Source organism: Paenibacillus sp. J22P15 (assembly GCF_056269345.1).
On the sequence record NZ_JBWDNT010000006.1, the window covers coordinates 116,737 to 132,527 of the forward strand.

Here is a 15,791-nt window from a genome sequence, read left to right on the forward strand (position 1 = left end):
TCTTAAACCGATCCTGATGGTTCATTCTATGAGTGCAAATGATAGGGTAGAACCTCAAAGTCTAATCATGGCGAAGCGCGTCAACCGGACGCAGCCCTGCCGCTTTATTCGCGGGGAGATATCCGAATATGACGCCAACGAGAGCTGAGAAAACAAATGCTAACCATACGGTATCAATAGGAACCTCTGTTTCTGTCTTCATAATCATTCCGATTACAAAAGAAGCGATGTATCCAAGCCCGATTCCGAGTGCACCGCCCAAGCCGCTTATGCAAACAGCTTCTACTAAAAATTGGAACAAAATATCCCGTTTTTTCGCTCCCAATGATTTGCGAATGCCAATCTCTCGCGTCCGCTCCGTAACAGACACTAGCATAATATTCATAATGCCAATTCCTCCTACGATAAGAGAAATGATTGCCACGTAAATGAGCTGCCTGCTCATCGTTTCATTTACAGAGTTTAAAGTCTCCATCGCGTCCTCTTGATTAAACACGCGGTAGGCATTCTCATTCCCTCGAAATTTCTCATAGAGAACCGCCTCTACCGCTGAAACCGTCACCGCCATTCGATCTATATCCGTCACGATTAAATGAATAGTAGAAACACCGCTTGTTTGAAATATTTTCTGAGCGGTAGTAATCGGAATTAATATTTTTTCGTCATTCGATCCGGTCAGTGAGCTTCCCTGTGATTCCAGCAGACCCACAATCGTAAAAATATAACCGTTAATTGTAATTTTCTTACCTACAGCTGATGCTGGGTCCTCACCCGCATCCTCGAACAAGTCTGCCGCGGTATCGACGCCGATAAGAGCCACCTTTGTATTGTTTTTAATATCTGGAGGGGCAATATACCTTCCGTCCTGTACAGGAAAACTTTTCACTTCCTCATACGCAGCGGTGATCCCCTCTACCGTAACGGACACTGACGTTTTACCATATTTCGCATATCCTGTTGTGCTTGTGACTGGCGCAACTCCCGCTACATTCACAACATTGCCTAGCTCGTTTGCTTCCTCTACGGACAGCGTTGTAACCGTCCCACGGCCCATAATATTAACGGAGAGCGAATTCGGGCTCCCAAGAGATGACACTTGCTTGGCTACCTCGTTGGAGGATGCCTTCCCCATAGCAACCAATGCAATAACCGTAGCAACACCAATTAGTATACCGAGCATGGAAAGAATCGTTCTAAGCTTGTTGGATAAGACACTCTTGATTGCCATCTTGAGGCCTTGCGTAAGTTTCACGGCTACTCCTCCTCTCTAGCTCCAGCTCCAGCTCTAGCTCCCGCTCCTGTTCCTGCTCCGTCAACACCCCATCCCGTATAATGACCGTACGGCTTGCCCGCTTCGCAACTTCCATATCATGTGTAATCAAGATGATAGTTTGACCCCCGCGATGCAGCTCATCCATCATATTCAGCACTTCCATGCCTGTCTTGGAATCAAGCGCTCCTGTTGGCTCGTCTGCAAGTAATATAGGAGGATTGGTTGCCAGGGCACGCGCAATACCAACCCGCTGCTGTTGTCCGCCTGAGAGCTCATTTTGGCGGTGATTCATCCGATCCCCAAGCCCAACTCTCTCCAATGCCTCCTTCGCCCGCATTCGCCGCTCCTTACCAGGCAAACCCCGATAAATGAGCGGAAGCTCGCAGTTCTCAAGCGCCGTAAGCTTCGGTAGCAAATGATAGCCTTGAAAAATAAATCCGATTTTTTTATTGCGAATCTCCGTCAGCTTATTGTCACTTAGCCCGGTCACCTCAAGCCCTTCAAGCTTATAGCTGCCTTCGCTTGGCAAGTCCAGACAGCCGATAATGTTCATTAAAGTGGACTTTCCAGACCCTGATGGACCTACGATTGCCAAAAAATCACCATGTGCAACTGTGAGTGATACCTCGTGCAGCACCGTCACCTTTTCACGCGCCATCCTATACGACTTCGTGAGATTGTTCATTTCAATTAATGGAACATTCAGCTTCGAACTCATCGCATTGCACCTGTGCCGCTTCGCATTCCGCCGCCTCCCATGCCGCCATTGCCCATGCCTCCACCTGGGAAGACCATAACGTTGCCAGCGAAACCTCCCTGCATGTTCATCTCTTGGGACCCGCTTCCCATGCCAGCCGTTCCTTGAGCAATCGGAACAAGCACACTATCTCCCTCTTTAAGCCCTGAAACAATTTCAACGAAGCTTTCATCACTCAGCCCTGTTGTCACCTCGACAAGCTGACCTCCGAGCGCGTCCGGCATTCTTCCACCTGCACGGCCTCCTCCTGATGTAAATTCGTCTCGAGCTGCTGCGCGGTCTGCTCCTGCTTGTCCTGCCGGAGCAGCACCGTCTATTGCCGTCGGTTGGTTCGTTCCTGTTCTTGCCCCGGCAGCTTGCCTTGCTCCGTCCGTTGCTGCACCTTGGGTCGGCGCTTTCTGTGCTCCGCTTGTCTTATTCTCTTGCACAGCAGCTCTTTGTTTTTCACTAGTTGCAGCATCTGGATCAATAGCGCCAGCTTGCTGTTGTCTGACTGCACCTGTCGTAGACGCTGCCTCTCCGCCATTGTCAGCCGGAATACGAACGAAAGACCTTGCACCCATTTCAACGACAGCATTAACCGGCACAAGAATGATATTTTCCTTCGACGCAATCGTTATTGCGGCTTCACCCGACATGCCCGCCTTGACGCCTTCAATATCTTTAAGAAGTAAATTCACCTCAAACGCAGATGATCCGTTATTCGAAGTTCCCTCCATAGCAATTTCAGAAACGGTCGCATCGATCGTCTTGTCTGTTATCGCACTTAACGAGAGGCCTGCTGATTGATTCACCTTTAATGCAGAAATGTCCAATTCATCAACGGACGTAACAAATTCAAGCGTCGTATAATCTACAATTGCAGCTATCGTCGTATTTGAATTGACCTCATCGCCTACTTCAATCGTCATTTCAGTGATTTCGCCATCAATGGAGGCTGTCACTACTTTTTCCTCTTTTGCTTGTTCTTCACTTATATCTTTTAACTGATCTTGATAATCCGCGATCTCAGCATTCGCACTTTCAATATTTTTCTGAAGCGATTTCTTCAAGGCCTCTTCATTTTCGGTGCCCGTTGCTTCCTTATATTCCTCTTGGTATCCTGTAATGGATTCTTGCAGCTTTGTTATGCTTTTGCCAATCGATTTTATTTTGTCATCATTGTCTTCCGCTGCCTCGAAGGTAACGAGAACTTGCCCCGCCTTGATCTTATCCCCTTTTTTGGCATTCACCGTCGCAATGGTACCGCTCTTGCCGGCAGTTACTGTCTCCCTCGAATTAGCTGCTACCGATCCTGTCCCGCTAATCTGTTTTTTGATAGACCCTTTGACTGCCTGCACCGTAAGAGACGTCGGCATCACTCCTGCTGTTTCCTTATCCTTCGCAAAATAAAAATAATAGGCACCTGCTCCAGCTGCTGCCAGAATGATAAAAATGCTGAGTCCTATCGTCCACTTCTTCATCTACTTCAATCCACCTTCCATTGGTCTTAGTGAGATCGACTATAGCATTCAAAAATGAACGGAAGATGAACAAGCCTGCCTCACACGCCTGCAGACGACGAATTCACTCTGTAAGCGCGTATATGCTCTTACAGGCCACTAACCATGGTTACTTTGGTGCTGTAAGAGCACTGGTGTGCTTATAGCCATTCTTTCGCGTGACGCACACGTCGTTTTCACTCTGTAAGCACGTATATGCTCTTACAGACTACTAACCATGGTTACTTTGGTGCTGTAAGAGCACTGGTGTGCTTACAGCCAGTCTTTCGCGTGACGCACACGTCGTATTCACTCTGTAAGCACGTATATGCTCTTACAGACCACTAATCATGGTTACTTTGACGCTGTAAGAGCACTGGTGCGCTTACAGCCTTTCTTTCGCGTGACGCACACGTCGTATTCACTCTGTAAGCACGTATTCGCTCTTACAGACCACTAATCATGGTTACTTTGACGCTGTAAGAGCACTGGTGTGCTTATAGCGGTACTTTAAGCAGGTCGCACACGTCGTATTCGCTTTGTAAGCACGTATATGCTCTTACAGACCACTAACTATGGTTACTTTGACGCTGTAGGAGCACTGGTGTGCTTATAGCCATTCTTTCGCGTGAAGCACACGTCGTATTCGCTCTGTAAGCACGTATATGCTCTTACGGACCACTAATCATGGTTACTTTGGTGCTGTAAGAGCACTGGTGTGCTTATAGCCATGCTTTCGCGTGACGCACACTTCCTATTCGCTCTGTAAGCACGTATATGCTCTTACAGACCACTAATCATGGTTACTTTGGTGCTGTAGGAGCACTGGTGCGCTTATAGCCATGCTTTCGCGTGAAGCACACGTCGTATTCGCTCTGTAAGCAGGTATAAGCTCTTACAGACCACTAACTATGGTTACTTTGACGCTGTAAGAGCACCGGTGTGCTTATAGCCATGCTTTCGCGTGAAGCACACGTCGTATTCGCTTTGTAAGCACGCATATGCTCTTACAGACCACTAACCATGGTTACTTTGACGCTGTAGGAGCACTGGTGTGCTTATAGCCATGCTTTCGCGTGACGCACACGTCGTATTCGCTCTGTAAGCACGTATATGCTCTTACAGACCACTAACTATGGTTACTTTGGTGCTGTACGAGCACTGGTGTGCTTAAAGTTACAATAATCTAGCATGCTGTCATTTGCACATTAAGCGATGGGTATGAAAAAGAGTATGATTCGTCTCACCCCAAAGAGGCGAGAACAAAGCATACTCTTTAAATCAAATATCGACGACAAATCATTTATTCAGTACATCCAAGCAAAAAAAGAAGCTGTTTCAGATAAGCCAATGACGACTTATTTGAAACAGCTTCTTCGTTGTTTTTGATTTCGTTAGGTTAAGCCCAAGTTGGCTGTACTTTAAGGACAGCCACTTCCTTCTCACGCTTATAGGAAGCGGAGGTGTCGACTACAGGAGCAATGTCCCGAGCTGCTGATGAAGCATGAGCTGCAACTGCCGGCTTACTTGCCGCTGCATCATCATTCATCAATTCAACACGTTGGATGTCTGCACCGAGCGAAGCAAGCTTGCCTGTAATGTTGACGTAACCGCGATCGACATGATGCAAACCTGTTACTTCAGTCTCTCCATCTGCGCGCAAGGCCGCACATATAAGTGCTGCTCCCGCTCTCAAATCGGTTGCACATACCTTTGCACCTGTTAGCGGCAAGCCTCCGCTGACAATAGCTGTACGTCCATCCACTTTAATTTGAGCATTCATCTTCTGAAATTCCTCGACATGCATAAAACGATTCTCGAAAACCGTTTCCGTAACGACGCTCGTTCCCTCGGATACGAGTAGAAGAGCCATCATTTGAGATTGCATATCTGTCGGAAAGCCAGGATGCGGCAACGTCTTAACATCGACAGATTTCAATTGTGCGCTGGATTGAACACGAATCCCGTTATCGCTCTCGGTAATCTCTACACCCATCTCTTGCAGCTTCGAAATAACTGGAGTCAAATGATCGGAAATAGCACCTTCCACGAATACGTCACCGCCTGTAATAGCAGCTGCGATCATATACGTACCTGCCTCCACACGGTCAGGAATAACATTATGCGCAGCGCCGTACATCCGATCCACGCCTTCGATACGAATGACACCTGTACCTGCACCGCGAACTTTACCGCCCATTGCATTAATATAGTTAGCTAAATCAACGATTTCTGGCTCTTTAGCTGCATTCTCAAGAATTGTAGTGCCCTCTGCGAGCGCAGCTGCCATCATAATGTTTTCTGTCGCCCCTACACTTGCTACGTCGAGGTAAATTTTCGCACCCTTAAGACGTGTCTTTGTGCTGGCTTCGATAAAGCCCTGACCAAGCGTAATTTCCGCGCCCATCGCTTCGAAGCCTTTTAAATGCTGATCAATCGGACGAGTTCCGATCGCGCAGCCGCCAGGCAACGAAATTCTAACCCTGCCTATGCGACCAAGTAAAGGACCCATAACAAGGAAAGATGCACGCATTTTCCGAATAAGCTCATATGGAGCCTCATAAGTCGTAATAGACTGCGCTGTAATGCGCATCGTTTCATTATTATAGGATAATTGTGCGCCTAAAGAGGCGAGCACTTTCTGAATCGTCATAACGTCGTCGAGGAGGGGTACGTCATAGATGACGCTGTCTCCTTCTGTCGCCAATAATGAGGCCGCTAAAATGGGGAGTACTGCATTCTTTGCTCCGCTAACACGGACCGTTCCCTTCAAACGCTGGCCTCCGCGGACGATAATTTTGGTCATCTTTTGGTTCCCTCCGCGAACTGCATTTTCTATTTCCTAAACTTGAATGATAAGGAATTTCTCACTTTACCCAACCTTCATCTTATCATTCATTTACACCAATCGACAAGCGTTATATTATTCCCACTTTTTGCATGCGATTCCGACCGCAATTTATGACTTTATTCTCCAGAAACGCTTCTTTCCCACGGAAAAACTACGTTCCCAATCGATTACAGGTCCTAATTGATACCTATTCGTAAGTCATCTGCTTTTTGAGACCGTCATGTATTACCCATTGTTGACATGTTTCGCTTTTGTTATTCGACAAAGCTTTTAAGCAGGACGGTGTAACCCCAATATTCCAAAATAAATTTAGCTAACAAATGGCCCATAATAATGGCAACGAAAACTTGAAACAGCCTTGCTTTTGGACTCCGTGGAAATCGAAAAAAAGTATCCCATTTGACCTCCTGCAATACAAACCATACAAGAATGATACTCAGAATAACAATGATAATGGAGAATAATCCGGTCATGCCGGTATAGTTCTGCATTGTGTTGGTAAAATCGTAATTCACGTCCTTGATGCCTCCCGAGCTTTCTCATCTTTTAAGCTCCAAACTCCACTCCATTAACGACACTCACAACAAGTATATTTGGCACATCTGGCTTTATATTACTAACGGATTATGATGCTCATTTGTTTTATGTAAATATTAGGTGATGAATCGGTAAAGCAGCAAGGTATAATCCGCACGGCTGGCCTGCTGATTCGGTTTGTATTGATTCGATTCTACACCTGCAATTTGCCCATTCAACTTCATTGTGTATAACATGGATGCTGACCAGTGCGTTTTGGGCACATCGGAAAATGGGTCTACAATCGGCAGCCGCGTCTGTACGCCATCCGCATGACCGATAAGCATCGCCATTTCTGCTCGAGTAATTGGCTGATCCGGCTTAAATACGTCATTCGGGAACCCTTTAATCCACCCTTTGTCTACAGCCATTGCAATCGCATCATAAGCCCAGTGGTTCAATGAAACATCCTTAAACCGTTTCCCTTTGACTGTACCCGTAGAGATCGGTTTATATGCCTTCACCGCCATTGAGACGGCCTCCGCTCGCGTGATCGCGCGTTTCGGCTCAAAACGATTATTCCCTGATCCGTTAATAATCCCTTTTTTATTTAATGCAACAATTTCATTCTGTGCCCAGTGGCCTTTAATATCTCGGAATCCAGCAATCAACTCCTCCGACTTCACTTTTAGCCGATAATACTGCTTGTCAAAGGGTTCGTCTGAATACAGCTTTACGTAATATACGCCTGGATTCAAAAGTTGATCTTCAGACTGCAGCTTGCCGCTCTTTCTTGTTCGAGAGCCCGTAAGCTGTTTCATTCTCTTATCATACAACAGCAGGCTAAGATCAGCATGAAGCGGTACACCGCTTATTGTCATACTGATGAAGCTAGTGTTTGAAACCCGGATTTGAAACCAATCTACGTCTGAGTAGCTGCTAATAACACCAAGATACTCCGTTCCTGGATTAATCATGAATGCTTCGTACGATTTATCGTTCGGTTCATTCGGATCATCATATTTAGGCAAATAATCCATCGTCAGCTTATAGGTGCCTATTGTCGGGCTTGCTTCGGATGAGATCGCATTGTGAACACGAATATAATATTTACCAGGAGTCACACTTATGACTGAAGACTGCTCTGTCTCCCCTTCTCCTTGGTCGTCATACTCCATTAACTGCTGCCCTGCTTTTTGAATCGCTAGACCAGCGTCAATACGAGCCGTATTCGTACTGAGGACGAGACGAAGTTCGCCGCTCTGTGTGAATGTAACTGCAAACCAGTCCCGATCAGCCGTTTGATGAAAATTACCGGTTATTGACTGAGATCGAGGTTGAAGCGCAGCTGCTTCAACTGATTTATCATTTTTCTCGTAATCGTCCGGCTTCATCGTAAAAGAAGAGGTCAACTGGTATGGCAGTACATCATTGCTGCTCTGATTAATCAGCTCAAGATGAATGGCATTTTTGCCTTTCTTGACCTCAAGATCAATGGATCTGCTTGCAAGCTTCGTATCCCTTGTGGTCTGCTTCACGCCATTAAAGTAGTGAGTGAGCCGAACAGGAGGCACAATGCTGCCGCTCGCGACCAGTCCTTCGTATTGAAGCGTCAGCTTCCCATCATAAGGCGTCTCAATTTGATACCAATCATGATCCGCTGTCCCTCGAAGTTCAGCAGAAATTTGTGTATTAAGCGGAAAACGTGCTGCTTTCGTTTGGCTGTCATTCGGTTCAAAGCCATCCTGTTTTAATGTGGAGCGAACGGCTTGGTCAATTTGAAGCAAGCCATAACCTGACGAGCTATCGACACCGGGCGAACCGATGTCCACGGCTGTTTGTCGCAGCAGCTCACGTATTTGGTAAGGCTTCAAGTCCTTGTAGCGTGCCCATATGAGCGCCGCTGCAGCAGCGGCTTGTGGAGCCGCCATTGATGTACCTTCCTCTTTCTTGTATAATCCGCCAATGGCTGTTGTATATACATTCCATGGTGCAACTAGATCAAGCTCGGTTCCTTTATTCGAACGATTATCGACCATATTATTGGCCTTAACGCCCCCGACTGCGAGTACGGTTGGATATGCTGCCGGATATTTCACCGCCGCTTTCTCTCCAAAGGTTCCCCCGTCGTTTCCTGCCGCTGCCACGAGCAGTACGTTTTTGCTTTCTGCATATTGCACAATATCGAGCATGTAGGGAGAATAGCGATGTAAGCCGACTGACAGCACGACGATTTTTGCACCGCTGCGAACCGCGTACAATATCGCCTCGCCAAGCTCCTGCTCGGTACCGTCGCCTCGATGATCAAGCGCTTTGATCGGCATTATTTTGGCTTTCCAGACAATGCCTGCAATGCCTATTCTATTATTAGCCGTTGCTGCTATCACACCCGCTACGCTAGTCCCGTGGCCGTTATCATCATCAGGCGAATCTCCCGGACTAACTAAGTTAGCTCCCGGAACGAGATTATTCTTCAAATCCGTATGCTCTAAATCAACGCCCGTATCCACGATCGCAATGGTAAGCTGCTGCTGCTCACGAACGGTTTCCCACGCTTTTTGCGCGCCGATCTGCTTGAGATAGAGCTGCTTAGGCAGCTCAGGATCATTGGCCTGCATCGTGGCCGCCAAGGCTGCCGCTGCTCGCGACGCCGAGAGAGAAGCCTCAGCTTCCGGAGGCTCTGCTGGTGAAGTCGCCTGCGGCTCCTGCTGCGCCGAGCCGCTCGCTATGCCTGCGCCTGCCGAGGCATCGTCCTCAGACTCGCCGGCAGGCATAGCAAGCATGTGCACCCGATTATTCGGGTGCACGTACTCTACGCCCGGCAAGCTTCGCAGCCGGCGCAGCCATTCCTGTACGTCCGCGCTTTCAGCAGCCGGACGTACGAGCATGACCGCCGCCTCATTCTGGCGGCGAAGCACTTCCGTCCCGCGCAGCTCATATGCGAGCGCGGGATCGCTCCATTTGAGCAGCCAGCTTTGCGGCTGCTCTGCATCTTCGCCTACGGCGTCCGCAGCAGAGATGACCTCTGCGGACGCCGTAGGCGCTGCTCCGGGGGCTATGCCCCCAAGGGCGATGCTCCCGACCAACAGCGCGGGCAGGGCGCGACGAATGAGCATTCGCGCAGCCATGCCGCTTGCTTGCTTGTATAAGCTTGCTATTGCAATTGCCAGCCTATCTATCGATAGCCGCTGACTAAACGCATATGATATCTTCGAGAGTCTCGATACTTTTCGTTTACTCATCCTATCCTGCCTTTTCGTATCAAATGGGTGAAGGTTATTCACAATTTAAAACGAAATTCCTTCAATATATTTTCTCATCACAGACAGCATTACATTTTCAATATTCCTTCATATTTTTTCTCGTTCCAGACAGCATCACAATTTGAATACTCTATCATAATGTTTTCTCGTTACAGACATCATTTCCCTTGTTTCAGAGAGACAAAAGGACAAAAGTCCTACATTTAAATCGCTTCAAACATAAGAAAAGCAAAATTCGGCACAATCTATTATTTCCCGGTAAATATTGACGAGCGCGAACCCGCTTTCATAGATAGCATAGTGCTCTTTATCTACTATTGTCCCCTTACTGCACAATACCCACAACAAACTTCAATGAAACAGTCATATGTTATTTCTGCTCATTTTTAACCAAACTAGCACCAAACCAAATCAAGAAATTCCGCTTGAATTAGCCTCATCCAAATAAAAAAGATCATCTAAGCAGATAATATCCACTTAAATGATCTTCTCTCATCTTTATATAGCTGCCATACCTTTCGAACGTTCTCTCACATTTTAAGCTTTCATATCACAATGACGCTTTTTATGAATTTCCAATCAATTGGTTTATCTAGTGATCATCAAATCACCGCTAATAGAGAATATCGTGTCGATCCATTTCATTAGTGGTCCTGGGAAAATACCTAACGCAACCGTAGCCGCCGCACACAACCAGATCACGAGTCCCGTCGCTCCTGAGATACGAATCTCGTTGTTCTCTTCTCCGCTTCGCATGAACATCTGACGCACAATGCCAAAGTAGAAATAGTAAGAAATGACGCTGCTTACGACGATAATAGCTGCTAGCCAGTATGCTTTGGCACTTGCTGCCCCCAGCAAGATGAACAGCTTTCCAAAAAAACCGCCGGAAATCGGCAAGCCCGACAAAGATAAGATGAACACAACCATAGCAGCGGCCGTCCATGGCGCCCGGTAGTACATCCCCGCGAAGCTCTTCAGCTCCTCGTGTCCCGAAGCGCGGCTTACGACAGTAAACACAGCAAACGCACCGATCGTCATAAACAAATACGCAACCAGATAATAAACAAACTCAGAAAAGTTGCTGCTATGTACCACGGTTATTGAAATCCCAATAGGCACCAGCAAATATCCAGCGTTGGCTACACCAGACAGTGCCAGCAAGCGCTTCATGTTCCTTTGCGTTAGTGCGGCCGTTGTTCCTACGAGCATCGCAGCAGCAGCAAGCACTAATAGTGCGAAGAAGATATCGCCCGATACTTCAGCAGCATTCCCGTCAACGATTAACAGTCCCGTGCTGAACATGACTCTGAATATCGCTGCCAGCGCCGCCCCTTTGGCAATTACGGCCAGAAATGCTGACACAGGGGTCGGAGCCCCTTGATATACATCAGGTGCCCAAGCGTGAAACGGAGCTGCGGCGATCTTAATACCGAAGCCGGCAATCATAAAGAAGAAGCCTACATAAGCAAGTGCCTTGAAATCCTCCAGCGCTCGCGGTAAAGCCTCTCCAATAACAGCAAGATCAACGGATCCCGTTATGCCGTAGATGTAAGACATTCCGAATAGCACCATCGCGGAGGATATTCCGCCCGTTACGACATACTTGAATGCAGCCTCGGCTGATAATGACGATTTGCGTCTCATTCCTACCAGCACATAGCTGGTTATACTGAGCAGCTCCAAACCAATGTACAACGTCACCAAATTTCCTGAGGAGGCCATCATCATAGCTCCCATTAGAGCGGGCAGCACCAGATAGAAATACTCTGCTTTTTCCGTTATCGCATCCTCGTCTCGCTCCGAACCGATTGCGAGCAGAATGATAAGCGCTGTTCCTGTCAAAAACACAATTTTCAGCAGGCTTGAGAAATCATCAATGCGGTAGCTATTGCCGAGCAGCTGTATCGCTTCAGCAGAAACTCCGCCCTGATTCATATCCACCATTCGAAGCATTACAAACAGCAGCGACGCCAATATACCTGCAAGCGTTAACCAACCCATAGAAAGTCTGTTAACACGCTTCGGCAGCAACAAATCCAGTATTACAAGAAGCAAAAACATAACGGCGAGCGTAAACTCAGGGGCAAGGTAGAACGTATCGGTCCATGTCAGTGGTATGAATGAAACAGCTTCGTTCATGGTTTATCCCCCCGCCCTTGTTGCAAGTAATTGTCCGAAAAGCCTATCCATTCCATACTGTACAGTATCCGTGAGGATGGAAGGAAAACAACCTAGAAGCACAATGAAAGCAAGCAGCACAATCATCGGAACAGCCTCTATAAGTCTCGCATCCTTCAATGCGCCAAACGCCTCACGCTGCGGACCAAATGTAATTTTCAGCACGGCTCGGAGCACATAAACCGCGGTCAAAATAATGCCAAGCGCCGCCGCTGCCGTCAGCAAGCGATGTGACTCGAATAGACCGAGCAGAGATAGAAACTCTCCAATAAAGCCGGACAAGCCCGGCAGCCCTAGAGATGCAAGGCCCGCCGTCAGCAGTATTCCGCTGATGAATGGCATAGAGCGTGCTAAACCGCCCAGCTCCGACAGTTCAGTTGTTCCCGTGCGTTCATAAATACTGCCAACGATCAAAAATAACAAAGCGGATATGAGACCGTGAGATACGAGCTGAAACACCGCTCCCTGCAGGCCAATTTCATTGATAGCAGCAAGCCCGAGCAAGACAATCCCCATATGGCTGATGGAAGAGTAAGCGAGTACGAGCTTGAACTCTTGCTGTCTAAAGGCTAGCAGTGCTCCATACAAAATATTAATGACGCCGAGCACAGCCAGCACTGTCGCATATTCTCGAGCTTGACTCGGGAAGAGTAATATCCCAAATCTAAGCAAGCCGTACGTGCCCATTTTTAGCAATATGCCCGAATGAATCATTACAATTGAGGTTGGAGCCTCAGTATGCACCTTCAGCATCCAAGTATGGAACGGGAAAATCGGCAGCTTAATGCCGAAAGCGACCAGCAGCATAATAAACAGCACCCACTGCGTCGTATCCGTCATTTGGAATGGATTGATTGTGCCAAGCTGCTCTGGGGTCATGTTAACCCAAGCCGCCGAATCAGTCATGTTGTGGAAAATGTCGGCATAGCTGCCGCTATAAATAAAGCTGATTTGATCGCCCGCCTGGTCAATGTGGAAGCCTGCTGTATTCACAAGAATAACGAAGGCAATCAGCATAATAGCTGATCCAATTCCGTTATAGATCAGAAACTGATTTGCCGCTCGTTCGCGATGGAAGTAGCCCCAGATGCCAATTAAGAAATACATCGCAATGAGCGTAAGCTCAAAAAATATAAAAAACAAAAACAAGTCGCGGGCTAGAAATACGCCAAGCATTCCTATCTCCAGCAGCAAGAACCATATAAAAAAAGATTTCCATCTCTTCTTAATATGGACGGCGGCAAGTGCGGCCATCGCGGACACAAGTGTCGCGAGAAGCAACAACGGAAGCGATATTCCATCGACGCCCAGCTCATATTGGAATATAAACATAAATTCAGAAGCGTTATTTAGCGATTCCTTATTAAGAGGCAGCTCCACCCAACTGTACTGCTCGTCGAACGCTGAACCGCCCTGCTGTTTATTATAATCAGCATAAAGCCAAAGCGAGAGCAGCAGAGGAACTAATGTTGTGATGACAACCGTTGTCTTCAGCCAACTGCTCCGATGCTTAGGAAGCAGCAATAGCACAATGATGCCAAGTAATGGTGACAGCAAAATAAATGATAAAATAGGCATGTCATTCAGGATGCTCATGGCAGGAACCTCCTTCCAACGATAGCAACCACAAGAATAACAAAGCCGATGACAGCAGCCAGACCATAGGTTTGTACCTGCCCGTTCTGCAGCCGATCAACGGCTTTCCCCGCTGCGGTTACCGCTACACCTGTTATTCGGACGATCCCGTCTACGACAAAGGAATCAAACACCATAAGAGCGGAACCGATCAGCTTTAGCGGCTTCACAATAATAACCTCATAAAGCTCATTTATGTAATAACCGCGTTCAAGCAGTTTCACAAGCTTAGGTGTTTTTTCCTGCAATGCGTTTCTGTTCACACTATTTTTCCCGTAGATGAGCCAACCGATATAAATACCGAGCAGACCAACCGCGATGGATGCAACAATGGCTACACCGCTGCTATGTACCGTTTCTGCTCCATCATTAATCCACAAGCCGAACCAGCCGTTCCAAGGAGTTTCAATGAATCCAGCAGCTATAGCCAGTACAGCCAGTACGATCATTGGCACCTTCATGGAAACAGGCGATTCTTTCACATGAGACGAAGCCTTGTTTGGTTTCCCCATAAACACAAGGATGAACAGCCGAGACATATAAAGCGCCGTACAAAAAGCTGCTGCCAGCCCCACAATAAATAACAATGGGTTCGTTTCCCATGCAATTGTCAAAATCAAGTCCTTTGACCAAAAGCCTGATAATGGCGGAATGCCTGCAAGCGCCAATGCGCCAATCGCGAAGGTCCATGCGGTTACTCGCATTTTGGATCCGAGTCCACCCATCTCATGTATGTTCTGGGTATGCACCGCATGAATGATGCTTCCAGCCCCAAGGAAAAGTAAAGCTTTGAAGAATGCATGTGTGAATAGATGAAAGATGCCGCCTGTTAAAGAACCAAGTCCGAGCGCCATCATCATGTATCCTAACTGGCTTACCGTAGAATACGCTAAAATCCGTTTAATATCATTTTGAGCCAGCGCAATCGTTGCTGCGAATATGGCTGTAAATCCGCCTACATAAGCGATTGTTTCCATTGCCGCCGCTGAATCCTGAAAAATATCAAACGTCCGCGCAATAAGAAACACTCCTGCCGCGACCATTGTAGCAGCGTGGATGAGCGCACTAATCGGTGTCGGACCCTCCATCGCATCAGGCAGCCACACATGAAGCGGAAACTGACCCGACTTGCCCATAGCGCCAACAAAAATAAGCAAAGCGATCAACGTCGTTATCCCATTCGTAATCGCACCTGACTGTCCTTGGAACACGCTTTGAATCGTAGTAAAGTCAAGCGCATGATCCGGCATATACCAGAACAGAAGCAGAATGGCGAGAAGCAAGGCGACATCGCCAATCCGTGTTACGATGAAAGCCTTCTTCGCCGCTGCACGTGCTTGCGGAAGTGTATACCAGAAGCCAATTAGTAGAAACGAACAAACGCCTACTAGCTCCCAGAAAATATAAAGCGATAATAAGTTATCGGATAATACGAGCCCTAACATGGAAAATGTGAAAAGAGCGACATAACCATAAAACACGGTAATCCGCTCATCATCCTTCATGTAGCCGGCGGAGTAGACATTAACAAGAAAGCTTACTAGGGTCACAACCACCAGCATGAGTGCTGTGAGATTGGTCACCTCAAACCCAATCTTAAGCGTATAATCCCCAATCGAAATCCAATCAAAGGAATAATTATAATCCACTTCATTGGCGCCAAGTCGATCAATCATAATGAATAAAGACAGAACAAAAGCACCAAATGAACCAAGTGATCCGATGGAAACGCCAGCTCGTCGATAGCTGCGGCCGAGCGCCGTCAAAACGAGGAATGCTGCCAGCGGAAACAGCGGGATTAACCAAGCCGACTGTGAGTACATAATCATACGCT

Annotated in this window: 9 protein-coding genes; all 9 read right to left on the bottom strand. The window is 47.3% G+C overall.

The window, feature by feature from the left end:
* Positions 1-61 precede the first annotated feature (61 nt).
* Positions 62-1,252 (bottom strand): ABC transporter permease, encoded by a 1,191-nt coding sequence (locus AC0YN6_RS15425; RefSeq protein ID WP_475747891.1) that lies wholly within the window; start codon positions 1,250-1,252, stop codon positions 62-64.
* Positions 1,194-1,991 carry an ABC transporter ATP-binding protein gene (locus AC0YN6_RS15430; RefSeq protein ID WP_475747893.1) on the bottom strand — a complete coding sequence of 266 codons (798 nt, stop codon included), beginning with the start codon at positions 1,989-1,991 and terminating at the stop codon, positions 1,194-1,196. The genes AC0YN6_RS15425 and AC0YN6_RS15430 overlap by 59 nt, the downstream gene beginning before the upstream one ends.
* The gene (locus AC0YN6_RS15435; protein WP_475747895.1) at positions 1,988-3,493 is read right to left on the bottom strand and encodes an efflux RND transporter periplasmic adaptor subunit; all 1,506 of its coding nucleotides are present in this window, start codon (positions 3,491-3,493) and stop codon (positions 1,988-1,990) included. The genes AC0YN6_RS15430 and AC0YN6_RS15435 overlap by 4 nt, the downstream gene beginning before the upstream one ends.
* Positions 3,494-4,910: 1,417 nt before the next feature.
* Positions 4,911-6,317 carry a UDP-N-acetylglucosamine 1-carboxyvinyltransferase gene (gene murA, locus AC0YN6_RS15440; RefSeq protein WP_475747897.1) on the bottom strand — a complete coding sequence of 469 codons (1,407 nt, stop codon included), beginning with the start codon at positions 6,315-6,317 and terminating at the stop codon, positions 4,911-4,913.
* 299 nt (positions 6,318-6,616) lie between these two features.
* Positions 6,617-6,877 (bottom strand): DUF1146 family protein, encoded by a 261-nt coding sequence (locus AC0YN6_RS15445; protein WP_475747898.1) that lies wholly within the window; start codon positions 6,875-6,877, stop codon positions 6,617-6,619.
* A gap of 138 nt (positions 6,878-7,015) precedes the next feature.
* Positions 7,016-10,120 (bottom strand): S8 family peptidase, encoded by a 3,105-nt coding sequence (locus AC0YN6_RS15450; protein WP_475747900.1) that lies wholly within the window; start codon positions 10,118-10,120, stop codon positions 7,016-7,018.
* Between the two features lie 609 nt (positions 10,121-10,729).
* Positions 10,730-12,283, bottom strand: a complete 1,554-nt coding sequence (locus AC0YN6_RS15455) for an NADH-quinone oxidoreductase subunit N (protein WP_475747901.1) — start codon at positions 12,281-12,283, stop codon at positions 10,730-10,732.
* Positions 12,284-12,286: 3 nt separating this feature from the next.
* On the bottom strand, positions 12,287-13,918 hold the full coding sequence (locus tag AC0YN6_RS15460; RefSeq protein WP_475747902.1) for a complex I subunit 4 family protein: 1,632 nt from the start codon (positions 13,916-13,918) through the stop codon (positions 12,287-12,289).
* On the bottom strand, positions 13,915-15,786 hold the full coding sequence (gene nuoL / locus AC0YN6_RS15465; RefSeq protein ID WP_475747903.1) for an NADH-quinone oxidoreductase subunit L: 1,872 nt from the start codon (positions 15,784-15,786) through the stop codon (positions 13,915-13,917). The genes AC0YN6_RS15460 and nuoL overlap by 4 nt, the downstream gene beginning before the upstream one ends.
* Between the last annotated feature and the right edge of the window lie 5 nt (positions 15,787-15,791).